The sequence below is a fragment of the Stenotrophomonas sp. 109824_Sma genome (assembly GCF_056480025.1).
On sequence record NZ_CM151078.1, the window covers coordinates 1,200,775 to 1,225,479 of the forward strand.

Annotated in this window: 29 protein-coding genes; 13 read left to right on the forward strand and 16 right to left on the reverse strand. The window is 68.2% G+C overall.

The genetic code is table 11. The features are described from left to right. Positions 1-17: 17 nt before the first annotated feature. A complete protein-coding gene (locus ACZK1G_RS05610; RefSeq protein WP_049443810.1) occupies positions 18-1,412 on the reverse strand; it encodes a DUF2867 domain-containing protein in 1,395 nt (464 codons plus the stop codon). 24 nt (positions 1,413-1,436) lie between these two features. Further along, a complete protein-coding gene (locus tag ACZK1G_RS05615; protein ID WP_006423919.1) occupies positions 1,437-1,748 on the reverse strand; it encodes a metalloregulator ArsR/SmtB family transcription factor in 312 nt (103 codons plus the stop codon). Positions 1,749-1,889: 141 nt separating this feature from the next. On the opposite strand from ACZK1G_RS05615, the gene ACZK1G_RS05620 reads away from it, so the two are divergent. The 6 genes from ACZK1G_RS05620 (at position 1,890) to ACZK1G_RS05645 (ending at position 6,715) form a co-directional block, all read left to right on the forward strand. Continuing rightward, on the forward strand, positions 1,890-2,471 hold the full coding sequence (locus ACZK1G_RS05620; RefSeq protein WP_049443807.1) for an NMCC_0638 family (lipo)protein: 582 nt from the start codon (positions 1,890-1,892) through the stop codon (positions 2,469-2,471). 207 nt (positions 2,472-2,678) lie between these two features. Further along, the gene (locus ACZK1G_RS05625) at positions 2,679-3,146 is read left to right on the forward strand and encodes a DUF2975 domain-containing protein (protein ID WP_014036329.1); all 468 of its coding nucleotides are present in this window, start codon (positions 2,679-2,681) and stop codon (positions 3,144-3,146) included. Between the two features lie 13 nt (positions 3,147-3,159). Further along, positions 3,160-3,384, forward strand: a complete 225-nt coding sequence (locus tag ACZK1G_RS05630; RefSeq protein ID WP_101765090.1) for a helix-turn-helix domain-containing protein — start codon at positions 3,160-3,162, stop codon at positions 3,382-3,384. 43 nt (positions 3,385-3,427) lie between these two features. Further along, a complete protein-coding gene (locus tag ACZK1G_RS05635; RefSeq protein WP_101765091.1) occupies positions 3,428-4,966 on the forward strand; it encodes a TerC family protein in 1,539 nt (512 codons plus the stop codon). Positions 4,967-5,100: 134 nt separating this feature from the next. Continuing rightward, positions 5,101-6,237, forward strand: coding sequence for a metallophosphoesterase (locus tag ACZK1G_RS05640; RefSeq protein ID WP_197622025.1), 1,137 nt, complete (start codon positions 5,101-5,103; stop codon positions 6,235-6,237). 73 nt (positions 6,238-6,310) lie between these two features. After that, positions 6,311-6,715: a hypothetical protein gene (locus ACZK1G_RS05645; protein WP_101765093.1), complete on the forward strand. Its 405-nt coding sequence runs from the start codon at positions 6,311-6,313 to the stop codon at positions 6,713-6,715. Between the two features lie 62 nt (positions 6,716-6,777). Here ACZK1G_RS05645 and ACZK1G_RS05650 read toward each other — a convergent pair whose 3' ends face one another. From ACZK1G_RS05650 to ACZK1G_RS05670, 5 genes are all read right to left on the reverse strand, one after another. Continuing rightward, complete coding sequence (locus ACZK1G_RS05650) at positions 6,778-7,416, reverse strand: ferric reductase-like transmembrane domain-containing protein (protein WP_101765094.1); 639 nt, start codon at positions 7,414-7,416, stop codon at positions 6,778-6,780. A 2-nt stretch (positions 7,417-7,418) separates the two neighbouring features. Beyond that, positions 7,419-8,204, reverse strand: a complete 786-nt coding sequence (locus ACZK1G_RS05655; protein WP_049443797.1) for an HvfC family RiPP maturation protein — start codon at positions 8,202-8,204, stop codon at positions 7,419-7,421. Then, positions 8,197-9,042 (reverse strand): HvfB family MNIO-type RiPP peptide maturase, encoded by an 846-nt coding sequence (locus ACZK1G_RS05660; protein ID WP_101765095.1) that lies wholly within the window; start codon positions 9,040-9,042, stop codon positions 8,197-8,199. Before ACZK1G_RS05660 ends, ACZK1G_RS05655 begins: the two co-directional genes overlap by 8 nt. Positions 9,043-9,098: 56 nt before the next feature. Then, positions 9,099-9,575, reverse strand: a complete 477-nt coding sequence (locus ACZK1G_RS05665) for an HvfA family oxazolone/thioamide-modified RiPP metallophore (protein WP_049443792.1) — start codon at positions 9,573-9,575, stop codon at positions 9,099-9,101. Between the two features lie 100 nt (positions 9,576-9,675). Further along, a complete protein-coding gene (locus ACZK1G_RS05670; protein WP_101765096.1) occupies positions 9,676-10,320 on the reverse strand; it encodes an HvfX family Cu-binding RiPP maturation protein in 645 nt (214 codons plus the stop codon). A gap of 341 nt (positions 10,321-10,661) precedes the next feature. On the opposite strand from ACZK1G_RS05670, the gene ACZK1G_RS05675 reads away from it, so the two are divergent. From ACZK1G_RS05675 to ACZK1G_RS05700, 6 genes are all read left to right on the forward strand, one after another. Further along, positions 10,662-11,456 (forward strand): alpha/beta fold hydrolase, encoded by a 795-nt coding sequence (locus ACZK1G_RS05675; RefSeq protein WP_049443788.1) that lies wholly within the window; start codon positions 10,662-10,664, stop codon positions 11,454-11,456. A 3-nt stretch (positions 11,457-11,459) separates the two neighbouring features. Then, positions 11,460-12,005, forward strand: a complete 546-nt coding sequence (locus ACZK1G_RS05680; protein ID WP_049443787.1) for a redoxin family protein — start codon at positions 11,460-11,462, stop codon at positions 12,003-12,005. A gap of 58 nt (positions 12,006-12,063) precedes the next feature. Continuing rightward, positions 12,064-12,804 (forward strand): response regulator, encoded by a 741-nt coding sequence (locus tag ACZK1G_RS05685; RefSeq protein ID WP_049443785.1) that lies wholly within the window; start codon positions 12,064-12,066, stop codon positions 12,802-12,804. Then, positions 12,801-14,114, forward strand: a complete 1,314-nt coding sequence (locus tag ACZK1G_RS05690; protein ID WP_101765097.1) for a sensor histidine kinase — start codon at positions 12,801-12,803, stop codon at positions 14,112-14,114. The genes ACZK1G_RS05685 and ACZK1G_RS05690 overlap by 4 nt, the downstream gene beginning before the upstream one ends. A 128-nt stretch (positions 14,115-14,242) precedes the next feature. Continuing rightward, complete coding sequence (locus ACZK1G_RS05695; RefSeq protein ID WP_101765098.1) at positions 14,243-15,253, forward strand: hypothetical protein; 1,011 nt, start codon at positions 14,243-14,245, stop codon at positions 15,251-15,253. 81 nt (positions 15,254-15,334) lie between these two features. Further along, a complete protein-coding gene (locus ACZK1G_RS05700; RefSeq protein ID WP_049443779.1) occupies positions 15,335-16,594 on the forward strand; it encodes an MFS transporter in 1,260 nt (419 codons plus the stop codon). Between the two features lie 4 nt (positions 16,595-16,598). On the opposite strand, the gene ACZK1G_RS05705 is transcribed toward ACZK1G_RS05700, so the two are convergent. Then, complete coding sequence (locus ACZK1G_RS05705) at positions 16,599-17,546, reverse strand: nucleoside hydrolase (RefSeq protein WP_101766384.1); 948 nt, start codon at positions 17,544-17,546, stop codon at positions 16,599-16,601. Positions 17,547-17,696: 150 nt separating this feature from the next. Between ACZK1G_RS05705 and ACZK1G_RS05710 the strand changes: the two genes are divergently transcribed. Then, positions 17,697-18,017 (forward strand): hypothetical protein, encoded by a 321-nt coding sequence (locus ACZK1G_RS05710; RefSeq protein ID WP_049443777.1) that lies wholly within the window; start codon positions 17,697-17,699, stop codon positions 18,015-18,017. Between the two features lie 92 nt (positions 18,018-18,109). Here ACZK1G_RS05710 and ACZK1G_RS05715 read toward each other — a convergent pair whose 3' ends face one another. The 8 genes from ACZK1G_RS05715 to mdcC form a co-directional block, all read right to left on the reverse strand. Further along, entirely contained in the window at positions 18,110-18,829 is a 720-nt protein-coding gene (locus ACZK1G_RS05715; RefSeq protein WP_012510388.1) for a GntR family transcriptional regulator, read from the reverse strand. Between the two features lie 56 nt (positions 18,830-18,885). After that, positions 18,886-20,253 (reverse strand): SLC13 family permease, encoded by a 1,368-nt coding sequence (locus ACZK1G_RS05720; RefSeq protein ID WP_005408510.1) that lies wholly within the window; start codon positions 20,251-20,253, stop codon positions 18,886-18,888. A gap of 104 nt (positions 20,254-20,357) precedes the next feature. Continuing rightward, on the reverse strand, positions 20,358-21,278 hold the full coding sequence (mdcH, locus tag ACZK1G_RS05725) for a malonate decarboxylase subunit epsilon (protein WP_101765099.1): 921 nt from the start codon (positions 21,276-21,278) through the stop codon (positions 20,358-20,360). Next, the gene (mdcB, locus tag ACZK1G_RS05730) at positions 21,275-22,132 is read right to left on the reverse strand and encodes a triphosphoribosyl-dephospho-CoA synthase MdcB (RefSeq protein ID WP_101765100.1); all 858 of its coding nucleotides are present in this window, start codon (positions 22,130-22,132) and stop codon (positions 21,275-21,277) included. Before mdcB ends, mdcH begins: the two co-directional genes overlap by 4 nt. After that, complete coding sequence (gene mdcG / locus ACZK1G_RS05735) at positions 22,129-22,770, reverse strand: malonate decarboxylase holo-[acyl-carrier-protein] synthase (protein ID WP_101765101.1); 642 nt, start codon at positions 22,768-22,770, stop codon at positions 22,129-22,131. The genes mdcB and mdcG overlap by 4 nt, the downstream gene beginning before the upstream one ends. Further along, positions 22,763-23,473, reverse strand: coding sequence for a biotin-independent malonate decarboxylase subunit gamma (mdcE, locus tag ACZK1G_RS05740; protein WP_101765102.1), 711 nt, complete (start codon positions 23,471-23,473; stop codon positions 22,763-22,765). Before mdcE ends, mdcG begins: the two co-directional genes overlap by 8 nt. Further along, positions 23,470-24,378, reverse strand: coding sequence for a biotin-independent malonate decarboxylase subunit beta (locus ACZK1G_RS05745; protein ID WP_049443766.1), 909 nt, complete (start codon positions 24,376-24,378; stop codon positions 23,470-23,472). The genes mdcE and ACZK1G_RS05745 overlap by 4 nt, the downstream gene beginning before the upstream one ends. Continuing rightward, positions 24,375-24,695 (reverse strand): malonate decarboxylase acyl carrier protein, encoded by a 321-nt coding sequence (gene mdcC, locus ACZK1G_RS05750; protein WP_101765103.1) that lies wholly within the window; start codon positions 24,693-24,695, stop codon positions 24,375-24,377. Before mdcC ends, ACZK1G_RS05745 begins: the two co-directional genes overlap by 4 nt. Between the last annotated feature and the right edge of the window lie 10 nt (positions 24,696-24,705).

Genomic DNA, 24,705 nt, shown 5'->3' on the forward strand with positions numbered 1-24,705 from the left:
CCGGCCACGGGCCGGCATCATCTGTACGCGGAGTATTCCGCCCAGTCATCGAGATCGCCCAGTTCCGGCGCCAGCGCATGTTCGACCGCGCGGCGCAGCAGTGCCGGCGCGACGTAGTGCCGGTGCGCGGCATCGATCAGCGCCATGTACAGGCGGCCGAACGCATTGCGGGTCTGCACGCGTGTGCCGAGGCTGATCTCGATGTGGCCATCGGCACAGCGTTGCACGCGCACGCTGCTGCGGAAGCGCAGGTGGCGATCATCGGCGCCGAGCAGCACTTCGGCGCAGGTGTCCCCGTCATCGATGTGCGCGTCCAGCACCGGGTAGCGGCCGGCGAACAAGCGGCTGCGGTCGGTCGACAGCAGCGACGATACCGGGCAGCCGAGTGGCGACGTGCGCAACCGCAACGGCGCCACCAGGCGGTTGCGCAGCGCCATCAGGTGGCCCACGCCGGCAGGTGGATTGCGCAGGAAGCCTTCCAGCACATCGGCCAGCAGCGCCGACGCGGCGTGATGGGTGACCTGCGTGCTGTCCAGGCGCAGGGTGGTCTGGTCCTGGTAGTGGCTGTGTGGCAGTGCAGCGGGCAGCAGCCCATCGCTGGCGGCGGCCTGCGAGTGGACGGGATAGGCCGGCGTGGCGCGTTCGACGAAGCCGCGCAAGCGCCGCAATGAAATCCTCCGCAGCGGGCCCAACAGAGCGCGGGTATGCGCGCACAGGTGGGCGCACAGGCTGGGAGGTGCGGCCTGCAGCGACAACTGCAGCAGGGGGGAGGCGGCGAGGCTTGCGGCCGAAGGCCAGTGCGCTTCCGGCAATACCTCGGTCAGGCTGGGGATATCGGCGGCATTGCGTTGAACCTGTGCACGGGCCTGCTCATCCATCGCCCCGGCCAGCTCATTGCTGTGGCAGGACAACGCGAACAGCGCAGGATGTGCGCGATGGTTCGATGCGAACTGGTGCCAGGTGCCGCCGCCGAAGCGCACGGTGAACAGGCAGTCTGGTGGAATGCGGATGCGCCGCAGCGTGCGTGCGAAGGCAGCGGGATCGCGCGCCAGCTGCGCGTCGGACGCGGTGGCAAAGCGCAGTTCGGCGCCGGCGCTGCCGGCGATGGCGGTGAACATGCGCGGCCCGGCATGCCGATGGAAGGGATGGCCGCCGGCGCCGACGGTGAAGCTGTACAGCGAGGAGGCGTCGCCCTGCTGCAGGTGCATGCCGCCAAGGCGCGCGGAAGGCTCGTCCAGTGCATCGATGAAGGCCGGGTGGTGGCGCTGGCGCTGGCTGGCGTCGGTCACCAGCGCATCACCGGCACCGATGCCGAGCTGCGCGATCAAGGTGACTTCGGTGGGGCTGCCGCCCTCCAGCGCTGGAAGCTGCACCCCTGGAAACGAACGGCGGTCGCGGGTCGAACCAGGCATGGTCATGCTCCTTGGCGGGGTGGTTCAGCGGGCAGGGGACTTGCGGCGGGCGCGTGCTTCGCGCTTCAGCGGGCCGCCGACCGGACAGACTTCGGCCGCCCAGGAAAACAACGTGTTGGCCAGGCGGTCGGGCACCTGCCGGAAGTACACGAACTGGCCGCGCTTCTCGCGTTCGATCAGGCCGGCTTCCTCAAGGATGCGCAGGTGGCTGGACAGCGCCGGCTTGCTGAAATCGAAGCGCCCGGCCAGCTCTCCCGCGCTGAGCTCGCCGGCGCTGAGATAGGCCAGGATCTGCCGGCGGGCGGTGGAGGCGAGGGCTTCGAAGATACGGTCCATGGCTAGCTAATTAACTAATTCGTTAATTGATACTCCTCCGCCCCGCGCCAGCTGTCAAGCCATGGCCCGTTGCGCCGCCCGTTGCGCGCCGCGCCCGGGCTTTGCCATCCTCCCTGCTGTTTTCCGTACCGTGGAGTTCCAATGCGCCCTGCCTTCTGGCTGATCCTGGCCCTGCTGCCCACCCTGGCGGTGGCGCAACCCGCGCGTACTCCCAAGGCCAAGGCCCCGGCGCAGGATCCCTTCAGCGAGCTGTTCGATACCGCCTGCATGCAGCACATCGGTGCGCCGGCGCGCCTGCAGTCGTTGATGGAAACCAACGGGCTGGCACCGCTGCAGCCGGCCGAGGCGGCAACGTTGCTGCAGGGGCAGGCAGGCGTGGCCTGGATGGTGCCGTTGGCCAGCGGCCGCTATGCGGTCAGCTGGGCCGACGATGGAACCTGCACGGTGTATGCGGAGAAGGCCGATGCAGCGGTGGTGCAGAAGGGCTTCGCACGGCTGGTGCAGGCGGCGCCGAAGCCGTTGCAGGCGCGCTCGCTGCCGGGCCGTGGGCCGTTGTCGGCCGACCAGGTGGCGATCCAGTACGGCTGGGCCACGCCCGGCCAGGCCAGGCTGCAGGCGCGCTTCCGGCTGGTCACGCGGCAGGCGGCCGAGGCCGGCGTACAGGCGATGGCTTCGGTGACGCCGGGTGAAGCGATGCTGGAACCTGCGGCACCCACCCGGTAACGCCTGTGGGCCCGGAGCCCAGCCGGTGACCCATGCCCGCGATTCAGCCTTTCACGCAGGATGTGGTATATCGTTTATCGATAAATCCACCCGGGGCGGCGAGGCCACCCCAATGCCGGAGGCCGCTTGACCGCTCGTCCCGCCCGCGCCAGACCCGCGCGAGGCTTGTTCACCCTGGCCCAGGCCGCCGTACAGGCCGTCCGGGCGATGTGCTGGCTGGGCATCCTGGCCGCACTGCTGGCCGTGCCACTGGTCGCTCACGACCGCCGCTGGCTGCTCGACAGCGTCCACGACGCCGATGCCGCCGCCGCGCACGGCAACGACCTGTTCCTGCACTTCTGCCTGGGCCTGGGCGCGATCGTCGCGCTGCTGGTGCTGTGCCTGCTGTTCCTGCGCCATCTGCTGCGGCTGCTGAAGTCGGCGGCGCGCGAGCGGCCGTTCACCCATGCCAATGCGCAGCGCCTGCAACGCATGGCATGGCTGATGCTGGCGATGGAGCTGCTGTCGATCCTGATCGGCGCCTATGCGGCCTGGATGGGCCCGGACTTCACCTGGATGGAGGTCGGCGGCGGCATGTCGATCACCGGGCTGGTGGCAGTGCTGATGCTGTTCGTGCTGGCACGCGTGTTCGCCGTGGGCGCAGCGATGCGCGATGACCTGGATGGTCTGATCTGATGGGCACGCGCTGATGGCGATCGTCATCACCCTCGACCGCATGCTGCAGGAACGGGGCATGACCCTGTCCGAGCTGGCCGGGCGCATCGACATCACCCTGGCGAACCTGTCGATCCTGAAGACCGGCAAGGCGCGCGCCATCCGCTTTTCCACGCTGGATGCGATCTGCCGCGAGCTGCAGTGCACGCCCGGCGACCTGCTCGGGCATGACCCGGCGCAGCTGCAGGACGCAGACTGAATGATTGCTCTTTTCCCTTACCTACTGACGAAACGGACCTGAAATGGAATGGTTGGCTGACCCCTCGATATGGATGGGCCTTGCAACCCTGGTCGTGCTGGAGATCGTTCTCGGCATCGACAACCTGGTGTTCATCGCGATCCTTGCCGACAAGCTGCCGCCGCACCAGCGCGACCGCGCTCGGGTGATCGGCCTGGCGCTGGCGCTGCTGATGCGGCTGGTGCTGCTGGCGGCGCTGGCCTGGATCATGAAACTGACCGAGCCGCTGGTCACCTTGTTCGGCCACAGCTTCTCCGGGCGTGACCTGATCCTGCTGGGCGGCGGCCTGTTCCTGCTGTTCAAGGGCACCATGGAGCTGCACGAACGGCTGGAAGGCCGCGAGCATCACGAGGATGGCAAGAAGGTCTATGCCAGCTTCGCGATGGTGGTGGCACAGATCGTGGTGCTCGACGCGGTGTTCTCGCTTGACTCGGTGATCACCGCGGTCGGCATGGTCGACAACCTGGGCGTGATGTACGCCGCGGTGACCATCGCGATGGCGCTGATGCTGGTGGCCAGCAAGCCGCTGACCCGCTTCGTCAACAAGCATCCCACGGTGGTGGTGCTGTGCCTGGGCTTCCTGCTGATGATCGGATTCAGCCTGGTGGCCGAAGGCCTGGGCTACAAGATCCCGAAGGGCTACCTGTACGCGGCGATCGCCTTCTCGATCCTGGTCGAGGCGTTCAACCAGTGGGTGCGCTTCAATCGCGAGCGCAACGAGCGCCGCCAGCCATTCCGCCAGCGTACCGCCGATGCCGTGCTGCGCATGCTGGGCGCGCGCCCGGCCAACGGCCACGCCGACGAAGGCGTGGACGAGCCGGTGGACGCCGAAGAACGCCTGCAGCCGGCCGAGCACGAGATGATCCGCAGCGTGCTGGGCCTGGCCGATCGGCCGGTGTCGAGCGTGATGACCGTGCGTGCCGATGTGCAGTGGATCGACCTGGCGCGGGGCCAGGAGGATGTGGTGGCCCGCCTGGTGGCGTCGCCGCACACCCGCCTGCTGGTGGGCGACGGTGACCTGGACAGCCTGCGTGGCGTGGTGCAGAGCCGCGACCTGCTGGCCGAGCTGCTGCAGGGCAAGCCACTACAGCTGGAAGGCAACCTGCGTGAGCCGCAGTACGTGCTGTCCAGTGCCAGTGCGCTGCAGGCGCTGGAGCTGATCCGCCAGCATCCGGTGCCGCTGGCGGTGGCCGTGGACGAGTACGGCAGCGTGGAAGGCCTGGTGACCGCCAACGACCTGCTGGCGGCGATTGCCGGCGACCTGGTCGATACCCAGGACGAGCGCTATGGCGTGGTCGCGCAGGGTGAGGAGCAGTGGGAGGCCGACGGTGCGCTGACCCTGGACGACCTGCAGCGGCTGGCCGGCATATCGCTGCCGCGCAGTGCCGACTACATGACCATCTCCGGCCTGGTGCTGGAGCAGCTGGGTCGGCTGCCGGACATTGGCGATGCGGTGGAGGTGGCCGGCGTGCGCATCACCGTATTGGCGATGGAGAAGCGCCGCATTGCCCGCCTGCGGGTGGAACGCCTGGGCCATCTGTAGAGTCGAGCCCCGCGCGATTGGGGTTCTGTAGAGTCGAGCCATGCTCGACTGCTTCCTGAGCAGCCGGGCACGTGCCCGGCTCTACACAACACGGCCGGCAACCGTCACCATGGCCGGCCCGTTTTCTTTCCAGGATGGTTGCAGTGCTGAGTACGATCGGTTTGTTGATGGGCCTGTATGTGGCCTGGCGCCTGTTCTGGCCGCTGCGCATGCCCGCCGCATTGAAGGTCGTGCTGTCGCTGCTGCTGGTGGCCGTTGCCGTGCAGTTGCGCATCGTCGCCACCTTCTGGGGTACGACGGCGTCGCCCGAGATCCCCAAGCTGGCCATCGCCACGCTGGCCACCGGCTCCACCGCGGTGTTGCTGCTGGCGCTGGTGATGCTGGTGCTGGACGCCGGCCTGCTGCTGTCGCGCCTGTTGCGCTGGCCACGCGCGGTAGCCGCAATGCGCACGCGCCGTCTGCGACCGGTGGCCGGCGTGCTGGCACTGCTGGTCAGTGGCTATGGTGTCAGCCAGGGCATGGCGGTGCCCAAGCCCCGGCAGATCGAGGTGAGCATCGCCGGATTGCCGGCCGCGTTCGACGGCTATCGCGTGCTGCAGCTGACCGACATCCATGCCAGTCGCCTGCTCACCGGCGACTGGGTGCGCAAGGTGGTGGATGAGAGCAACGCACTGACGCCGGACCTGATCGTGATCACCGGCGACCTGATCGACGGCAGTGTCGAGGCCCGCCGTGACGACGCGCGTCCACTCGCGGACCTGCGGGCGCCGGACGGCGTCGTCGCCATCACCGGCAACCACGAGTACTACGCGCAGTACCAGGCGTGGATGCAGGCGTTCCGCGCGCTGCACATGCAGGTGCTGGAGAACAGCCACATGCAGGTGCGGCGCGGCGATGCGGCGCTGACCATCGCCGGTGTCACCGATCCGGTGGCCGCACGCTACGGCCTGCCGCTGCCGGATCTGGATGCTGCACTGGCCGGTACCGATCCGTCCGCGCCGGTGATCCTGCTCGATCATCGCCCGCGCAATGCACGGGAGGCGGCGGCGCGTGGGGTGAAGCTGCAGCTGTCCGGGCATACCCACGGCGGGCAGATCATCGGCATGGACCAGCTGGTGAAGCGAGCCAATGGCGGTTTTGTGTCCGGGCGCTACGACGTGGATGGGATGACGCTGTACGTGGGCAACGGTGCGGGCCTCTGGGCCGGTTTCCCGGCGCGCATCGGCGTGCCGTCGGAGATCACCTTGGTAACATTGCGCCGCGCGCCGTGACCTTAGGCGGGGTCAGATCCCTTTCCCCTGGGGGAAAGGGATCTGGCACCCGACAAACCACATGGAAGGAACCATGGCCCATCCCCGCGCCCCGATGGAGCGCCTGATCCGTGCCAATGCTGACGAGATCAACCGGCTGCAGCAGGCCATCCACGAGAGTGCCAGTGCGCGCTGGCGTGGGCCGGAGGAGCGGGAACGGCACGCTGCGGCCTGTGCCGAGTTCCACCAGCACTACGAGCGGCTGGCGTTTCCGGGAGGCTATGCCAACGCGTTGAAACGGCTGGCCGAACACGATCCAGATACGCTGGATGTCGCGCTGACCTTTCTCGAAGTGCGGCCGTATTTCTTCCGATCCGGATACATGTGGAAGACGCTGCTGAAGCGCGTGCAACGGGTCCCCATGGGGATCAAACAGCGCGCGCGGCTGCAGAAGATCCTCGACGCCTACGCTGCCTATCGCGCCACACGTGACGGCTGATGGGGACGGCATGATGAGGTCAGATCCCTTCGCCTTTGGCAAAGGGATCTGACCCCGGCCCGTCAGGCCGCCCGCAGCGGAGGCCGCGCATGCGCACCTCGACGCAGCGCTTGCGCCTGCTTGGCGATCCAGCGCACCACGAAGGCGGTGAACAGCAGCGCCGACGGCACCGCATACCAGAAGTTGCCTGGCACACGCTTGAAGTACGAGTAGGTGAACACCGCTGCGATGATCCACATGCCGGTCACGTGCAGGTGACGCCAGGCGGTGGGTCCCATGCGCCGGGCTAGCCCCCGGTGCGAGGTGATGGACAGCGCCAGGATGGCGAGGTAGCCCACCGTGCCCGGGAGGTTGGCCAGCGCTGAGCGTGCTGGCCAGAACGCCGGGTTGAGGATGCCGAAACTGGTGATGGCGACTGCGTGCAGCAGGTGCGAGAACACGAAGGACAGGCCGATGATGCGCCGTTCGCGCAGGAGGAAACGAGTGAACGGACCGGGCAGCAGGGTGGCGAAGGAGGATGCCGTGAATGCCGCCAGGAACAGCAGGAACGATGTGCGTGCAGTGACCCGGATCGCAGCTCGGCTGCCCTCGGCCACATCGGCATGCAGGGCGAACGCGCCCAGCGCGAACGCGATCAGGACCACGCCGATGGCTACGAACAGGCGCCAGCCGCTCAGGAAGGACGTGTTGGAAACAGTCATGGTCAGGCCTCGAAGAATGGAGAAGGGGTAGTGCCGGCCGCTGGCCGGCATTCCCCGGGATCGGTCGACGCAACCAGAACGCCGGCCGTGCAGAGTTCGCGCAGCACGGGAATGCAGGCCGCACGCAATGCGTCCGGTGCCACGTCATGTGTTTCGGACAGCGCCTGCAGTGCCTCATCCACAGGCGCGCCGTCGTCACCGAAGACCGAAAGCAGCGCGTAGGCCAGCGGTGACAGTTCCTCGACCTGCAGGCTGAATTCAGGCATGCGGCGCATCATCAGCAGCACAGGAGCTGCATCCAGCACCGGCTCCAGCACCTCGTCCACATGGACCGGCCACTGGTAGCCAAGCACCCGCACCAGCGGCGAGACCGCCAGCACATCACTGTCCACCGGAACGCGGTGCAGCGAACGCCCGGCGGCGCGCGCTTCAATGTGCAGCGACTGCTGCGTGCTCTCGTAGTGCGCCAGTTCCGCTGCCCAGGCCGGCAGTGCCAGCGCGTCCTGCATCGCCAGCCAGGCCGCGAATTCGCCAGCGATCTGTGGGAACAACGGGGTGCGGCAGGTATGGCTGGCGTAGTAGTGCTCCACGGTGTCGCGCCAGCGCGGCGTGCCCAACTGGTGTTGCAGGCGTGGCAGGGTGCCAGCCAGCAAGGTGTCCAGGCTGTCGATGCACAGGCGGCGGTACACCGCCAGTCGGCGCGCCTCGACGCCATCGGGCGCGGCCATTGATGGGTCGCGCACATGGTCGGCCCAACGCCGTTGCAGGGTGGCCAGCGACTCAGCCATGGGCCACCTCGGGCCAATGTGCCTCGGCCTGTGCCTGGCGGATCTGCGCGACCTCGGCCAGCAACTCGGCCAGTGGCGGGAAGTTGAAGTCGCGTTCGAGCAGGGTGGGACGCACGCCCACCCGCGCATAGGCCTCGCGCAACAGTGCCCAGACCACGCCTTTCACCGGCGCACCGTGGGTGTCGATCTTGAAGCCATCGTCTTCATCGAAGTGGCCCGCCACATGCAGCGAGGCGACCCGCTGGGCCGGCACGCGGGCCAGGAATTCGAACGCGTCGTAGCCGTTGTTGCAGGCATTGACGAATACGTTGTTGACATCCAGCAGCAGGTCGCAGTCCGCCTCGGCGAGCACGGCATTGATGAAATCGATCTCGCTCATTTCGGCACCGGCAACGGCGTAGTAGGAAATGTTCTCCACGGCGATGCGTCGGCCCAGCATGTCCTGCACCTGGGCGATGCGGCCGGCGACGTGATGCACGGCCTCGGCGGTGAACGGCAGCGGCAGCAGGTCGTAGACGTGGCCACCGGCAGCGCAGTAGCTCAGGTGTTCGCTGTACAGCTGCACCTGGTGCAGGTCGAGGAAGGCGCGCGTCTGGGCCAGCAGGGTGCGGTCCAGTGGATCAGGACCGCCCAGCGACAGGGACAGGCCATGGCAGGTCAGGGGGTGGCGTTCGCTCAACCTGCGCAGCGCTGCACCGTGTGCACCGCCGACGCCGATCCAGTTGTCGGGCGAAACTTCGAGGAAGTCGATGGCACCGGCCGGCATGGCCAGCAGTTCGTCGATCAGGCCACGGCGCAGGCCAAGACCGGCGGCATTGGAAGGCAGGGGCAGGGTCATGACGGATGCTCCAGGGAGAGGGCGCCGCCTCGGAGGCGGCGCCGCTTGAACGTCGATCAATCGGCGACGCGGGAGAACAGGCCCTTCGGCATCGGCTTGCCGTTGGCGGTGTAGACGCTGCGCAGGTAGTCGTGTGCTTCCTGCTCGCTGATGTAGCCGTCGTGGTCGGTGTCGATGCGGTCGAACTCGGCGGCACGCTTGGCGGCCACGGCGTTGAACTCGGCACGCGAGACCCGGCCATCGTGGTCGCGGTCGGTGCGGGCAAACGAGGCGTCGCCGCACTTGCCTTCGCCACACTGGCCCTCGGCCACCTTGGCCTTGCCGGCGGGCTTGCCGGTGGCGGTCTTGTTGGCCCCGCACTTGCCTTCACCGCACTTGCCTTCGGCGGCAGCGCTCATGGCCACGGCACTGATCGCCAGTGGCTGGATCGCTGCGGCCTGGCCGGCCAGCAGCAGGCCACCGGCCAGGGCGATGCCGATGGCACCGATGCGCGGCAGGCGGGAGGAAGGGGTGTTCTTGGTCGAGACGGACATGGTGGTGACTCCTTGGGAAAGCACGCGGGGCGTGCGGGATGGACGCCGCTTGAAAGCGACGGAAACGAAGGGTAGAAGCGCGGTGAAGGGGCGAAGCGGATCAGGCGTTGCGGCGACGGCGCAGTACGTAACCCACCAGCAGCACACCGCCGAGCAGGGCGCCGCCGAAGCCGATGCCGGGCAGCAGCGAGGCAACCGGCAGCAGCAGGGCGATCAGGCTGACGCCCCAACCCAAGCCGTCATTGCCAACGGGGGCGTGCTGCGAGCCGGCCAGCAGACGGTCGACGCTGAGTGCGCCACCGCCGTTGAGGATCAGTGGCAGCAGCATGGCCAGGAACAGCAGCGGCAGCTTGAAGTTGCCGTAGCCCTGGTCGGTGATCGCATAGCCCTGCCAGAGTTCGCCCAGGCCGTTCCATTGGTCGGGCCAGTGCACGGCGGCGATGGCGACCAAGGTCAACACCCAGAAGACGTAGGCCACTGAGCGCGTGGCCAGGCCGAGCAGCAGCATCACCGCACCCACCAGTTCCAGCCAGGTGGCAAGCTGCCAGTTCAACGACGCGGGCAGGGTGGAGAACGGGAACGGGAAGCGGCCTTCCAGGTCGGCGAACCAGTTCTGGCCGCCCAGCTTCTCGCGGCCGGATTCAAAGAACTCCCAGGCCAGCAGGGTGCGCAGCGCCAATGGCGAGAGCCAGCGGCCGACGGCGTCCAGGCGGGGGGTATACACGGAAGAGGCGGTGCTGATCATGGTGGTGTCCTGCGGGCCAGTGGTCGATGGAGGCCATTTCAGGCGGCGCAGGTATCGGCAACGTGTGCCGTTGCCCGGGGTTTTGTCAGCGACTGTGGCCGCGGCGAGGTTTCGTACAGTCAGATACAAAGACGATGCGTTGACGCACATCGGGGCGTTGCGCGCCCGCGTGCGGGGAGCGATATCCACCCGGTAGCGCCCGGCCGGGCCCGGCGGCCGCATGTATCCCACTGTAGAAACCCGCCTTCGCCCTACACTCCGGTACAACTCCGTGCCGCCGAGAAACAGCGCCGATACACCGGCAGGCGGAAATGGCCACTCCCAACACCGGAGTGCCACCCATGATCCGTACCTCGTTGCTTGCTGCCGCTCTTGCCCTTGCCGGCACCGCGGCTCCCGCCTTCGCTACCCAGGCCGATACCGCTGCACCGCCCACCGTCATCCTGGTGCACGGCGCGTTCGCCGATGGCTCCAGCTGGAGCAAGGTCATCAGCACGCTGCATGACTGGAAGCTGCCTGCGGTGGCCGTGCAGAATCCGCTCACCTCGCTGGCCGACGATGTTGCCGCCACCCGTCGTGCGATTGCCGCTGCACCCGGCAAGGTGGTGCTGGTCGGCCACAGCTGGGGCGGTACGGTCATCACCGAGGCGGGCAATGACCCGAAGGTGCAGGCGCTGGTGTACGTGGCGGCCTTCGCACCGGATGCAGGGCAGTCTTCGGCGCAGCAAGGCGAAGGTTTCCCGGTCGGTCCGGGCCTGGCCCGCCTGCAGGAGAGGGATGGCTACCTGACTTTGCCGGCCGATGCGATCGCCCAGGACTTCGCGCAGGACGTGATGAAGAAGTCGGCTGCGCTGCTGTACAGCACCCAGGTCCCGCTGAAGGCCAGCGCGCTGGGCGAGGTGGTGAACGTTGCGGCGTGGCGCAGCAAGCCGAGCTGGTACGTGCTCAGCCGTGACGATCGCATGCTGTCGCCGCAGCTGCAGGCCGCCACCGCAAAGCGCATTGGCGCGCAGCTGCAATCGATCGGCAGCAGCCATGTGTCGCTGCTTTCGCATCCTGCGCAGGTGGCCGACAGCATCCTGGAAGCGGCAGGCGTGAAGCCCGCCGAACTGCCGCTGGCCGAGCAGGGGGGCTGAGCGATGGCCGCACTGCGAGGGTATGCACTGCTCCTGCTGCTGGGCCTGCTGGGTGGAGCTGCGCTGTTGCTGGCATGGCCCGGCGCGGATGCTGGCGCGCAGCCGCTCGACGCAGCACCGGTGGCGGGGTTCGACGGTGGCGGGCCATGGCACAACAGCCCACCGCTCACACTGAAGCAGTTGCGGGGGCAGGTGGTGCTGGTCGAGTTCTGGACCTACACCTGCAGCAACTGCCTCAACGTGGCGCCGTATGTCCACCAGTGGCATGCACGGTACGCGCCGCAGGGCCTGAAGGTGATCGGCGTGCATACGCCGGAGTTCGCCTATGAAGGGCTGCCCGGCAACGTGCGCAGGGCCATCGCACGGTTGGATATCACCTGGCCGGTGGTGCAGGACAACCAGTACCGGATCTGGAACGCCTGGGGCAACCGTTTCTGGCCCGCGCTGTACCTGCTCGACCGGCAGGGGCGGGTGGTCTACCGCCATTACGGCGAGGGCGACTACGCACGTACCGAAAGCGAGATCCAGCGCCTGCTGGCCACCCCCTGAGCCGCGCTACCATGGCCGCGCCGCGCGGCGCTGTCCCCCTGCCTTCATCGAGAACGCAATGAACCCTGTACCGCACATCCTTGTCGTCGACGATGACAGTGAGATCCGCCAGATGCTGGCCGACTACCTGCAACGCAACGGCCTGCGCGTGAGCCAGGCCGACGGTGGCCGGGCCATGCGCGCACTGATGGATACCCACGCGGTGGACCTGGTGGTGCTGGACGTGATGATGCCCGGCGAAGACGGCCTGAGCCTGTGCCGCAACCTGCGTGCCGGCAAGCATCGTGCGGTGCCGGTGGTGCTGCTGACCGCACGCGACGACGAGACCGACCGCATCATCGGCCTGGAAATGGGCGCCGACGACTACGTGACCAAGCCCTTTTCCTCGCGCGAACTGCTGGCACGCATCAACGCGGTGATCCGTCGCACCCGGATGCTGCCGCCGAACCTGCAGGTGAGCGAAGCCGGTCGCCAACTGGCCTTCGGTGCCTGGCGGCTGGATACCACCGCACGCCATCTGCTGGATGCACAGGACACCGCGTATCCGCTCAGTGGTGCCGAGTTCCGCCTGTTGCGCGTGTTCCTCGATCACGCCAATCGGGTGCTCAGCCGTGACCAGCTGCTCAGCCTCACCCAGGGCCGCGATGCCGAACTGTTCGACCGCTCGATCGATCTGCTGGTCAGCCGCGTGCGCCAACGGCTGGGTGACGACGCACGCGAGCCGACCTACATCAAGACCGTGCGCAGCGAAGGCTATGTGTTCAGCGTGCCGGTGCAGTTGCTGGGGCCGGACGAATGAACACCGGCGCACGCCGTCCACGCTGGCCGCGCACGCTGTCGGCGCGCCTGCTGCTGGTGCTGCTGGGTGGATTGGCGCTGGCCCACGCACTGTCTTTCGGTCTGCTGTTCTTCGAACGCTACCAGTCCACCCGCAGCATGATGCTGCGCAACCTCGATGAAGACGTGGCCGTGAGTGTCGCGTTGCTGGAGCACCTGCCCGCGGACCAGCGCGATGCCTGGGTGCCGCGGCTGGAGCGGCGCACCTACCGTTACCTGCTGCGCCCGGCTGCGGCCGGGCCGGGGCTGCAGACCGATCGTGCACGCCAGGTCACCGCGATCATCGACGACAGCCTGCAGCATCGCTATCCGTTGCAGGCGCGCCAGGTGGCTCGCCTGCCGGAGCGGTTCGAGGTGGAACTGCGCCTGCATGACGGCACACCGTTGACCATTGAAGTCACTCCGTCGGGCCTGCCGCTGGCGCGCTGGCTGCCCGCCGTGCTGCTGGTGCAGCTGGCGCTGTTGCTGGTGTGCGCATGGCTGGCGGTGCGCCTGGCCATGCGCCCGCTGCAGCAGCTGTCGCATGCGGTGGAACAGCTGCAGCCGGGCAAGGACGGGCCGGCACTGCCTGAAGATGGTCCTGCGGAAGTAGGCGGTGCGGCGGCCGCACTCAACGCGCTGCAGGCACGCATTCGTGGCCATGTCAGTGAGCGCCTGCAGATCCTGGCCGCGATCTCGCACGACCTGCAGACCCCCATCACGCGCATGAAGCTCCGGGTGGAGACCCTGCCTGAAGACAGCACCCAGCAGCGGCTGCTGGCCGACCTCGACCACCTGGGTCAACTGGTGCGTGAGGGCGTGGCCTATGCGCGCAGCAGCCACGTCGCCAGTGGCGCGCCGGTGTCGATGGACCTGGGCGCGTTCCTGGCCAGTGTGGTCGGCGATTACGAGGACATGGGCAAGCCGGTCAGTGGTGGTGCGCCCGCTGGACTGGTCGTGCAGACCTGGCCGCAGCCGCTGCGCCGGGTGGTCGGCAATCTGGTCGACAACGCGTTGCGCTACGCCGGTGCCGCCGAGATCGAGGCGGGCCGCGATGAGGCCGGAAGGGTGTGGATCGGAATTTCCGACCGTGGCCCCGGCATTCCCGAGGGCCAGCTGCAGGCAGTGCTGGCGCCGTTCCACCGGCTGGAAAGCTCGCGCAACCGCGATACCGGCGGTACCGGCCTGGGCCTGGCCATCGCGGTACAGCTGGCGCAGTCGCTGGGCGGCTCACTGCGGCTGCACAACCGCGAGGGCGGCGGTTTGCGGGCGGAGCTGCAGCTGCCGGGGTAATTGGCGGGGTCGGATCCCTTTGCGGGAGCAAAGGGCTCTGACCCCGATGTGGGATTTGCGATGTTCCTGCATGGCACCGGGATCGGCGATCATCTCCAGCGAGTGTTGAAACCAGGGAGCACCACGCAATGCAGGGACGCCGTTCTTCAATCTGGCACGCACGCCGTGTCGCGCTGCTTATCAGCGCAGGGTTGCTGGTGGCCTGCCAGCGCTCGCCGGAGGTATCGGCCGAACACGCGCCTGCAGACCCACCGGCGGTGATGCCGACCGCCACCACCGATCTCTCCCCGCTGCTGGATGCCCTGCCGACCTGCGCGCTGGATGGCTGGTACATCGATCAGCAAACCGACCGCCCGGCGCACCCCTGGTTGGCTGCGAATGCGCCACGGCCCTGCAGAAAGGACGAGGAGAACGAGATCGCCACGTTCTGCGTGCAGGGGCAGTGGAAGGGGCTGCCGGTGGAAGAGGTGATCCTGCCGACGATGACGTTCGTCTCGTTCCGTGGGGCCAGGATCGGCCTGCCGTTGGAGAAGGCGCGTTCAATCGCCCGCCAGCACCTGCGGCAGGACTTCCCGGGGGGCGCGGCTTACGAAGCGGGGCGCGAGCCGAAGCTGCTGGCCGACCCGGAGGATGCGCAGCGTTCGTGGCTGCTGTGCAGCACCCCGGAACTGGGCCACGACGTGGACAGCGAGGGAAGCATCAGCTATTCCGGCATGAACCTGCCCTACGACCACGACGGTTGCAGCTACCGCTACAGCCCGGTCGACTTCTGCGATGCGCAGCACCGCGCCGCCATCGAAGATGCCCTCCAGCACCAGAAACCCAATTTCAACCAGCACTATCTGCTGGTGCAGGTTGATGATCGACCCGAGTACTTCCAGCGTACGCTGGTGCTGGTCGATACCCGCACGGGCAGGGCGACGCCACTGCCGTTCGATGCCTTCACCGGGCCGGCAGGGAAAGGCGGAGATGCTACCGGCTACGGGACACTGGAAACGGGCGTGGACCAGCAGCAGTTCTGCCTCGATGGCGCGTTGCTGGTCTACCGCGTGTTCGAGGAAGGGCGCTTCTGTTTCGGCTTTGACGGTGAGCGTTTCACCGGCCATGAAACCCAGTACATGCAGGCAGCGGATAGCTGATGACCGGCATTTCACCCCGTCCATGCCACGCTGCGCGGAACCTGTACATCCGGGATCGAGGCTGTTGAAGGCGAATACGCAATGACCGCGGCGCGGCAGCGCTCGATGTGGGTGGCGGGCCTGTCCACGGTGGTGGAGTGGTACGACTTCACCCTGTACCTGTACTTCGCCACGGTCTTGTCGCGCGTGTTCTTCGGCGGCGGCGAGCAGGCGCTGCTGGTCACCCTGTCCGGCTTCGCGGTGTCCTACCTGATGCGCCCGCTGGGCGCGCTGTGCTTCGGCCACCTGGGTGACCGCCTGGGCCGGCGCTGGATGCTGCTGGCATCGATGGCCTTGATGGCAGCGGCGATGCTGGCCACCGCACTGCTGCCGACAGCGGCCACCGCAGGTACCACGGCGGGCGTGCTGCTGCTGGTACTGCGCTGCGTGATGGCGTTTTCGGTGGGCGGTGAGTACACCGGCGTGGTGGCGTACCTGCTGGAAAGCGCACCGGCGCGGCGACGTGGCCTGGTGACCTCGCTGGCCTCGGCCGCCAGCGAAGTAGGCGCACTGCTGGCGGTGGCGATCTCGGCGCTTACGGTTGCGCTGCTGCCCACCGCACAGCTGGACAGCTGGGGCTGGCGTATTCCGTTCTTCGTCGGTGCGGCATTGGCACTGGTGATCCTGGTCGCGCGCTCGGGCATGCACGAGTCGCCGGAGTTCGAGCGACAGCGCCGCGAGGGCAGCATTCCGGCGACACCGCTTCGCCATGTACTGCGCAACCATCCGCTGGCGGTGGCACGCACCTTCGCGATCTCGGCGCTGGGCTCGATCACTTATTACGTCGGCATCACCTATGTACCGGCATTCCTGCATGCGCAGGGTCATGACGAGGGTGACGCACTGTGGCTGTCGACGATTGCGGCGGTGGCGGTCATCGCGATCACGCCGCTGTGTGGTGCCTTGTCCGACCGCGTCGGGCGGCGGCCGATGCTGCTGGGCCTGACGGTGCTGGCAGCGCTGTTGCCGTTGTCGCTGTTCGCGTGGATGGCGCAGGCGGCGCCGTTGGGCATCGCGCTGGCCGCGGTACTGCTGGCCTGCGTGGCCGGTGGGGTAAGTGCCGTTGCTGCGCCGGCCACGGCCGAACAATTCCCGGGCGAGGGCCGGGTCAGCGGGCTGGCACTGGGGGTGACCATGGCCACCGCCTTCTTCGGCGGCGCAACGCCATGGCTGGCGCAATGGTGGGTGGAGCGCAGCGGCTGGGCAGCGGCGCCGGGCGCGATGATCGCGCTGGTGGCGGTGCTGGTGCTGCCGGTGCTGTGGACCCTGCCCGAGACGGTCCCGGGCAGGGCCAAGCGCTAGACGGTCAGACTTTCAGGGTCTGCTCGATGTCGGCCAGTACCGCGGCCGCATCCACGCCGATGGCAATCGACTGCACCACGTGGCCGTCCCACACGCTGGGGCCGAATGCCAGGCCTTCCGGCTTGGGAATGGTCATGCCGCGGGCGACGCCGTCGGTGGCCACGCGCACGCTGGCGCGCTCGAACTGGAACAGTTCCGGGCGGGTCAGCGCGATGCACGCGCAGCAGTCATGCACGACCATGCCCTTGTGGCCGGCCTGCAGGTAGAAGTCGACGTAGTCCTGCGACAGCGCACGCACCAGCTCGGCATCGGCACCGCCGATCGCAGCCAGCGTGTCCAGGCCGTCACGGTCCATTTCCACACGCGTGGTCACGTCCAGGCCGATCGCGGTGACCGGCCAGGTAGCGGTGAACACCACGTCGGCGGCTTCGGCATCGCCCCAGATATTGGCCTCGGCGGCCGGGGTGATGTTGCCGTTGACGTGGAAGGCGCCGCCCATGATCACCACGCCGCGCACCAGGCCGGCGATGTCCGGGGCCTGCTGCAGGGCCAGGGCCAGGTTGGTCATGCGGCCGACCGCGACCAGGGTCACTTCGCCCGGATGGGCGCGGACCAGGTCGATGATCAGCTGATGGGCCGGGCGCGCATCGGCAGCCACGTCCAGGCTGGCCGGCACCGGGTGGTTGCCCAGCCCATTGTGGCCGTGGATGTGCACCGGCCAGGCCTCCGGGGTGGCTTCCGGCTGCAGCGGGCCTTCGGCGCCACGCGCGACCGGGGCGGCAAAGCCCCAAGCCTGCTTCAGGTACAGCGCGTTGTGCGTGGTCGACTCCACCGAGGCATTGCCGAAGGTGGTGGTGACGCCGACCAGGTCGATCTGGGCGTGCTTGTGCAGGTACAGCAGGGCCAGGGCGTCGTCGACGCCCGGGTCGGTATCGAAAATGACTTTCAGCATGTTGTTGTTCTTCTTCTTCCGTGTGGTGCGGGGGGCGCCGGCGGCCACGGGGCAGGCCGGCGCGCCCTACATTGTCCCATCTTCATGACAGGCAGGGCCATTGCCGGGGTGGCAGGCCATAATGCCCCCGTCCAGGCACGGAGCCTCCCTATGCTGATCCTCGCGGTACTGCTGGTCCTGCTGGTGCTGGGCCTGAACGTGGTGGCCACCGTGGTGATCGCGCAGCGCGACGGCCTGTCGACGGGCGGCCGGACGGTGCAGCTGCTGCTGGTCTGGCTGCTGCCGCTGGTCGGCGCGATCCTGTGCATGGCGGTGGCCACGGCCGATGGCTCCGGCAGCCGGGGGGAGGGCGGCGCAAGCTACGACAGCTCAGGTGGCTATTCCGGTGACAACCAAAGCCATCACAGCCACAGCAGCGCCGACTGCAGCAGTGATGGTGGTGGGGGTGACGGCGGCAGCTGCGGCGATTGATGAGACGCTTCTGGATGCCGGCCAGCGGCCGGCACCACCCAGCCGAGGTCGCGCCCTGGTAGTGCCGGCCGCTGGCCGGCAACCTCGACAGCTCAGCCGCCGCCTTCGGTCGGCAACGGCGCCGGCACGTTCAGAAGCCCGCCCGCCGCCACATAGGCGGCCAGCGCCTGGCCCTGGCTCAGCAGATGGCGTTCCATGGTGCGTTCGGCAGCCTGCGCGTCGCGGCGGCGGAAGCATTCCATCAGCTCGCGGTGTTCGGCCAGCGACTGCGCGGTGCGGCCGGGGGTCAGCAGCTGGCGGCCACGGTGCATCTTCAGGATGCGGTGCAGGTCGTGGGTGATGCGGATCAGCCACGGGTTGCCCGCGTAGTGCTGCACGGTTTCGTGGATCAGGTAGTTGTTGCGGTAGTACTCGGCGATGTTGCCCTCGGCCGCCGCCGCTTCCATTGCTGCATGCAGGTCTTCCAGCTGCTGCACGCCGGCATCGTCGATGTGCTTCACCGCCTCATGCGCGCAACGGCCTTCCAGCATCGCCATCACCGGGAACAGCTGGTTGAGGTCTTCCAGCGTCAACCGGGTGACGCGGCTGCCACGACCGGCATCGATCTGCACCAGGCCTTCGGCGGCCAGCAGCTTCAGCGCCTCGCGCAGCGGCGTGCGGCTGATGCCCAGTTCTTCGCACAGCGCGGGCTCGTCGATCCACTCTCCCGGCGGCAGTCGGTAATCGTAGATGCGCTCGCGCACGTGCTCGGCCACCTCTTCATACAGAGGCGCGCGCTTCTTCGGTGACCGCGGGGCAGGGGCAATGGCCATGCGCAGAGTGTAACGCCAGGTCGCGCCGGCCAGCGGCCGGCACGTCCCGATGGCGGTTACATCCAGCCTGGCACCACGAACACCAGCCAGGCCAGCAGCGGTCCGAGCGCAACCACCAGGCCGCTGTAGACCAGGAAGCGGCGGAAGAGGGTCTCGCGCTCTTCCTTCGCTGCCGAGGCCACCACCAGTGCGCCATTGGTCGAGAACGGGCTGACATCGACGATGGTGGATGACACCGCCAGCGCGCAGATCACGCCGGCGGCGCTGAGGTGGCCCTGCATCAGGAACGGCACCGCCAGTGGAATCGTCGCGCCCAGCACCGCTGCCGATGATGCAAATGCGGAAACGATTCCGCCGACGTAGCAGACCAGCAGCGCTCCGAGCAGCGGGATGCCGATGTCGGAGACACCGTTGCCGATGAAGTCCACCGCGCCGGCATGTTCCAGCACGCCGATATACGTCACCACGCCGCAGATCAGCAGCACGGTGGACCAGCTGATGCCATCGACCGCACCCTTCTGGCTCTGCGGGGACAACAATGCCAGTGCCACTGCCACGGTGATCGACACCAGGCCGACGTTGAGGTTGTAGATCAGTGCGGCCACGCCCAGGCCCAGCAGGCCGATCAGGGTGAACAACCGCTCGCGGGTCAGGCTCACCGCATCCAGTGCCGCCGGATCATTGCTGAGCGTGCCGCCGCCTGCTGCGACCAGCGCGCCATGGCCTTCGATCGCGAATTGCCGCGACGACGCCTGCGGGCCACCGGCCATCGCCAGCTCGGCATTGCCGAGCGTTCCTGCTGCGGTGATCGAGCCACGGCGCAGCAGCGCGATGCCACCGAAGGCGAAGAAGCAGATCGTCGCCATCATGAAGTTGAAGCCCAGGCTGGTCAGGAACACCGCCATCTCGGTGACTTCCAGCCCGGCCTTCTGCACCACTCCGTTGGTGATGCTGCCGTACACGCTGATCGGCGAGAAGCCGCCCGCTTGGGCACCATGGATGACCAGCAGGCCCATCATCAGCGGATTGATGTTGTACTGCTTGGCAAAGCGCAGCGCGACCGGGCCGATGATCGCGACCGCTGCCGGGCCCAGCGCACCGAACGCGGTGAGGACCGCGGTGATCACGAACATCACCCACGGAATGGCCACGATATGGCCGCGCACCGCTTTCACCGCCCAGTGCACCAGCAGGTCGATGGTGCCGTTCTTCTGCGCGATGGCGAACAGATAGGTGATGCCGACCAGGGTCAGGAACAGATCGCCGGGAAAGCCGGCCAGGACCTCCTTGCCCCCCATGTCGACCCACAGCCCGCCGATGATGAAGGCCAGCGCGAAGGCGACGGCTCCCATGTTGATCGGCATCGCGGTGGCGACGATGAACATGATCACCAGACCGATGATCGTTGCGATTTGTGGACTCATGCGCCCTCCCAGACACGTGACTCACGTACAGCGCGGATGGAGACCCGCCATCCCGGGGTAAGGCGACGTACGGCGTGTTGCGTGATACGTACTGCTCGAACCCGCTATTGCAGCCGCTCCAGCGCACTGCGGACCCAGCCCGCGGCGCCTTCAAGGCTCTGGAACTCTTCCACCGCGCGCACCTCGCAGCACGGATAGGCCGGCGCGACGATGCGCGCCAAGGCGTTGCCCGGGCCCAGCTGCAGGAACACCCGCGCGCCACGCTCGAAGGCCTGGCGCATCACCTGCGCCCATTCGATGGTCTGTGCCAGCTGCGCCGACAGCGTGTGCACGACGGCGGCGCGATCCCGCACAGGGCGCGCATCGATGCCGGCCAGCAGGGGCAGGCGCGGCGCCTGCACCTGCGCAGCGTCCAGTGCGGCGGCAAACGGTGCCACTGCGCTGGCCAGCAGCGGCGTGTGCGCGGGCACATGGACCGGCAACGGGCGGATTTCCGCGCCGCACGCCTGCGCGCCTGCCGCCAACGCGTGCAGCGACCGCCATGCACCGCCTACGATGAAGTGGTCGTGGCCATTGGCGATCGCGATGAAGGCGCCATGCGTATCGCACAAGCGCTGCGTGGCAATGCGGTCCAGTCCCAGGATTGCCTGGAGCCCGGCATCATCGGGGCTGGCGGAATCCATCAGGCGCGCGCGCTGCGCGGACAGGGCCAGGCAGGTGGCGGTATCGAAGCTGCCGGCGATGGCATGTGCGGCGAGCTCACCGATGCTGTAGCCCGCGATCACCGCCGGCGTTGGCAGCACCTCGCGCAGGCCCTGCCAGTGCGCCAGGCTGGCTGCGCACAGCAGGGGTTGCGCCTGCACATTGTCGAAGCGGTCGCCGGCTGCCGCGGCGGCGAATACATCGCGGCCCAGCAGTTCGCCCGTGGCATCGAGCACCGGCCGCGCGGCAGCAAGGCCGCGCACGCGATCGAACATCGCCGCATGTTGCGCGCCCTGTCCGGGGCAGAGCAGGGCAAGGCTCATGTGCCCTCCTGCTGCAACAGGAAGAGGCTGCAGGCAAGCAGGTCGGCGCTGCCACCGGGGCTCAGGTGACGCGCAACGAAGGCGTCGGCAATGTGCTGCAGGCGCGGCTGCCAATCGCGTGCGAAGGCACCACCCTCGGCCAGGAAGCGGTGGGCCAACTGCTGCGCCCAGCCCAGGCCTTCCGCACCACCGCGATGCAGCAGGTTGAGGTCGTCGGTGTGTGCGACCAGCTGCATCAGCGTGTGGCACATCGCGGCTTCGCGTGGCAGGCCACTGGCCAGCGCGTGGCGCAGGCTGGGCAGCGCCACCTCGCGCAACAGCGGGTAACCGGCGGCGGCCTGTTCGCGCACGCCTGGCACCTTGTGCAGGGCGCGCGCGCGCTGGCCGGGGCTGCCTGCATCCAGCGGTGCCCGTGCGAAATCCGCAGCCCAACGACGTACCTCCAGGCAGACCTGCTCACCGGTGGCGGCATGGCCCAGGCGGGAGCGGCAGGCCGCGGCGGCCGCCACCAGCAGGCCGAGGCTGAAGACCGCGCCACGATGGGTGTTGATGCCGGCGGTCGCGCGCAGCATCGCCGCTTCGGCGGCAATGCCACACCGGCGCAGCGCATCGAAGTCCGCCCCGGCTGCACCGAGGTGGGCCACGGCGGTGAAATAGTGGCGCAGCGCGAACAGGCTGCGCAGGAACGTGCCCGCATCCATGTCGTGATGGCTGCCGCGGTCGAACGGCGTGACCAGTCCCGGCTTCGGTGCCAAGGCCAGCTCCGCATGCAGGCTGGCGACGGCGATGCGCCCCAGGCGCGCGTAGTCCACGGCCGCTGCCGGCCGGACAATCGGTTGCGCGACGGCGTTCATGCGCTCACCCCGGCGGGGGCGAACACGGACTCGCGCAGTTCCAGCGCGGCGCCTTCCGGGCGCTTGACCAGTATCTCGCGGCTGCGTCCCGCGTACTCCCGCCAGTTCACGGCGGCGCCGTCGGCCAGGCACAGTTCGCCATCGACCCGGCGACCGTATCCGGTTTCCCATGTCTGCAGCTCTGCAGCCAGGGCATCGGCCTGCGCGGTGGTGTCGATCCGCCACAGCAGATCGATGTCCGAGCGCGCGTGCACATAATGCAGTCCAGTGAGGTACTGCCAGGCAAACGCTCCGAATACGCGTGCCGCTGCGATGTCCTGCAGCGCCTGCAGGGGGCGCTGCCAGTCTTGCACAAGGTCGCCTTCCAGCACCGTCTGAAGTGCCGGTGGCGGCGCGGTGCGCAGCACATCGTGTGCCGGCACGCGCAGGGCCAGGCGCAGTTTGCCCTCGGCGGGCGGCAGCGGTACGCCGAGGCGCAGGCGGGGGTCGGCATCGTCGACGGCACGCCGGGCGACGATGGCCGGCAGACCCTGCGCAAACCAGTCGGCCAGGCGCGGCTCATGCGCGGCGATGTCCGCCTGCCAGCCGGCGTGCGCTGACAACCAGACCAGCGTATGGCGGGGCAGCCGCTCAGGCATCGCCCTGGCTCACGGCTGCAGCCACGCGTGCGGCCAACATGCGACCGCCACGTTCGGCGCCGCGCACGGCACGGCAGTCGCCATCGGCGGGCGTACGCAGCGCCTGCAGCAGGCATGCGGCCAGGTCGCCGTTCCAGATCGAATCCACCGCGCCCATCGCCACGTAGTTCTCCACGCCCGGTGCGAACACCGGCGAGCTCTGGCTCAGCGCCTGCAGTTTCTCCAATGGCTGCTTGGTCACCCGGGCCATCGCGCGCAGGTCCATCACCCGCACCTGGGCATCGGGCAGGGCGTGGATGTGGTCGGCCATCAAGCCGAACGAGAGGAAGCCACCACTGACCGACTCACCGTAGACCAGCGTCACCAGCCGTGCGCCCCGTCGGCGTGCCAGATCCAGCGTCTGCGCCAGGTGCGCGAAGTAGCCGTTGATGCCGAGCAGTTCGTCACGGCGTGCCAGGCGCTGGCCGGCGGTGTCGACCAGCATCACGATCGGTTGCTGTGGATGCGCGGCGGTACTGGCCAGCACGGTGTCGGCCAGTGCCAGCGCGTGGTCCACGCCCACCTCGAGCTTGTCGGCGGTACCGATCACGGTCACCTCGCCGTCGTCGGTGGTGGCGGTACCGGTCAGTACCGAGTCCTCCACGGCAACGGCGTGGCCACGCGGGAACAGGGCATCGAGCAGGGCGTGCAGCGGAAGGCTCATGGCAGGCTCCGATCGGCGGTGGCGGCGAGGAAATCGTCGGTGTCCAGCAGCGGCAGGCGCTCGGGTTCGGTGATGCCCTGCAGCGACCAGATCTCAAGACCATCGCGGCACCCGCCCCAGGCCTGCACGCGCGCCTTCAGTGCGGCATGGCGAGCCTGCAGGGCATTCAATGCAGCCTCGGCATCGGTGCTGGCGGTGTCCGGTTGCAGCGCGTCGAATGCCGCCTGCGCAAAGGCCTCGATGGCATCGGGCACGAGCACCTGCGCCTGGTCGATCAGATAGCGGTGCTTGCCGCCGGTCACCCGCCAGACCAGCGCGCGGTCGCGGGAATCGAACTCTTCCACGCCGCGAACGGTTTCGATCACCTCCGGCCCGGACAGCGACAGCCGGCCCTCCTCGGACATGATCACCGTGCTGCAGCAGCGGGCCACGATGCCCATGCCACCGAATGCGCCGTTGCCGCTGCCGATCAGCGCCACCACGGGGACGCCCGCAGCGCGCGCATCCAGGGTGGCGCGCATGATCTCGGAAATGGCGATCAGCCCCGCATTGGCCTCGTGCAGGCGTACGCCGCCGGTATCGAGCAGCAGCAACACCCCGTCGGGCCGGGTCGCCGCTGCACGGCGCAGCAGGCCGGTCAGCTTGGCACCGTGCACTTCGCCCACGCCGCCGCCCATGAATTCACCCTGCTGCGCGGCCAGCAGCACGCGCTTGCCGCGCAGCGTGGCTTCGCCGACGACGATGCCGTCGTCGAACGCCGCGGGCTGATCGAGCTGCGCCAGGTGCGGACTCATCATCCGTTGCGCCGGGCCGAGGAACTCGCGGAACGAACCGGCGTCGGCCAGGCCGGCGATACGCTCGCGCGCGTCGGCTTCGTAGTAGCTGTGGCGCTGCTTCGGATTCATGGCGTGCTTCCGGCGAGCAGCGTTTCCACCGCCTGGTCCAGGCGCAGGCTGACCACCGCCGGCGTGGCGCCGGCATCGTTGATCGAGATGCGTACATCGCGCAGCGGATGGCGCTGTGCGAAATCACCGATCACCGCTTCCCAGACGCGGCCAAAGCCTTGCGCGGCGGTGATGATGCGCACCGTCATCGCGCCATCCAATGCCGCCGGTTCCAGCAGGATTTCCAGGTTGCCCGAGGCCAGTACGCCGACCAGCACCGCATCGCGCGGGAACTGCACCGGGGTGCGTCCTTCGAATCGATAGTCGAGGGTTTCCATGCTCAGCCCC

Bases quoted from the DNA above. Each gene is read 5' to 3' on its own strand.
- ACZK1G_RS05640 (WP_197622025.1), top strand. From the start codon at position 5,101: ATGGTTGCAGTGCTGAGTACGATCGGTTTGTTGATGGGCCTGTATGTG.
- ACZK1G_RS05655 (WP_049443797.1), bottom strand. From the start codon at position 8,204: ATGGCTGAGTCGCTGGCCACCCTGCAACGGCGTTGGGCCGACCATGTG.
- ACZK1G_RS05745 (WP_049443766.1), bottom strand. From the start codon at position 24,378: ATGAATCCGAAGCAGCGCCACAGCTACTACGAAGCCGACGCGCGCGAG.
- ACZK1G_RS05635 (WP_101765091.1), top strand. From the start codon at position 3,428: ATGGAATGGTTGGCTGACCCCTCGATATGGATGGGCCTTGCAACCCTG.
- mdcG (WP_101765101.1), bottom strand. From the start codon at position 22,770: ATGCCTGAGCGGCTGCCCCGCCATACGCTGGTCTGGTTGTCAGCGCAC.
- ACZK1G_RS05680 (WP_049443787.1), top strand. From the start codon at position 11,460: ATGGCCGCACTGCGAGGGTATGCACTGCTCCTGCTGCTGGGCCTGCTG.
- ACZK1G_RS05630 (WP_101765090.1), top strand. From the start codon at position 3,160: ATGGCGATCGTCATCACCCTCGACCGCATGCTGCAGGAACGGGGCATG.
- ACZK1G_RS05695 (WP_101765098.1), top strand. From the start codon at position 14,243: ATGCAGGGACGCCGTTCTTCAATCTGGCACGCACGCCGTGTCGCGCTG.
- ACZK1G_RS05620 (WP_049443807.1), top strand. From the start codon at position 1,890: ATGCGCCCTGCCTTCTGGCTGATCCTGGCCCTGCTGCCCACCCTGGCG.
- mdcC (WP_101765103.1), bottom strand. From the start codon at position 24,695: ATGGAAACCCTCGACTATCGATTCGAAGGACGCACCCCGGTGCAGTTC.
- mdcH (WP_101765099.1), bottom strand. From the start codon at position 21,278: ATGAGCCTTGCCCTGCTCTGCCCCGGACAGGGCGCGCAACATGCGGCG.
- ACZK1G_RS05665 (WP_049443792.1), bottom strand. From the start codon at position 9,575: ATGTCCGTCTCGACCAAGAACACCCCTTCCTCCCGCCTGCCGCGCATC.
- ACZK1G_RS05690 (WP_101765097.1), top strand. From the start codon at position 12,801: ATGAACACCGGCGCACGCCGTCCACGCTGGCCGCGCACGCTGTCGGCG.
- ACZK1G_RS05715 (WP_012510388.1), bottom strand. From the start codon at position 18,829: ATGGCCATTGCCCCTGCCCCGCGGTCACCGAAGAAGCGCGCGCCTCTG.
- ACZK1G_RS05610 (WP_049443810.1), bottom strand. From the start codon at position 1,412: ATGCCTGGTTCGACCCGCGACCGCCGTTCGTTTCCAGGGGTGCAGCTT.
- mdcE (WP_101765102.1), bottom strand. From the start codon at position 23,473: ATGAGCCTTCCGCTGCACGCCCTGCTCGATGCCCTGTTCCCGCGTGGC.
- ACZK1G_RS05710 (WP_049443777.1), top strand. From the start codon at position 17,697: ATGCTGATCCTCGCGGTACTGCTGGTCCTGCTGGTGCTGGGCCTGAAC.
- ACZK1G_RS05700 (WP_049443779.1), top strand. From the start codon at position 15,335: ATGACCGCGGCGCGGCAGCGCTCGATGTGGGTGGCGGGCCTGTCCACG.
- ACZK1G_RS05625 (WP_014036329.1), top strand. From the start codon at position 2,679: ATGTGCTGGCTGGGCATCCTGGCCGCACTGCTGGCCGTGCCACTGGTC.
- ACZK1G_RS05685 (WP_049443785.1), top strand. From the start codon at position 12,064: ATGAACCCTGTACCGCACATCCTTGTCGTCGACGATGACAGTGAGATC.
- ACZK1G_RS05660 (WP_101765095.1), bottom strand. From the start codon at position 9,042: ATGACCCTGCCCCTGCCTTCCAATGCCGCCGGTCTTGGCCTGCGCCGT.
- ACZK1G_RS05615 (WP_006423919.1), bottom strand. From the start codon at position 1,748: ATGGACCGTATCTTCGAAGCCCTCGCCTCCACCGCCCGCCGGCAGATC.
- ACZK1G_RS05670 (WP_101765096.1), bottom strand. From the start codon at position 10,320: ATGATCAGCACCGCCTCTTCCGTGTATACCCCCCGCCTGGACGCCGTC.
- ACZK1G_RS05675 (WP_049443788.1), top strand. From the start codon at position 10,662: ATGATCCGTACCTCGTTGCTTGCTGCCGCTCTTGCCCTTGCCGGCACC.
- mdcB (WP_101765100.1), bottom strand. From the start codon at position 22,132: ATGAACGCCGTCGCGCAACCGATTGTCCGGCCGGCAGCGGCCGTGGAC.
- ACZK1G_RS05645 (WP_101765093.1), top strand. From the start codon at position 6,311: ATGGCCCATCCCCGCGCCCCGATGGAGCGCCTGATCCGTGCCAATGCT.
- ACZK1G_RS05705 (WP_101766384.1), bottom strand. From the start codon at position 17,546: ATGCTGAAAGTCATTTTCGATACCGACCCGGGCGTCGACGACGCCCTG.
- ACZK1G_RS05650 (WP_101765094.1), bottom strand. From the start codon at position 7,416: ATGACTGTTTCCAACACGTCCTTCCTGAGCGGCTGGCGCCTGTTCGTA.
- ACZK1G_RS05720 (WP_005408510.1), bottom strand. From the start codon at position 20,253: ATGAGTCCACAAATCGCAACGATCATCGGTCTGGTGATCATGTTCATC.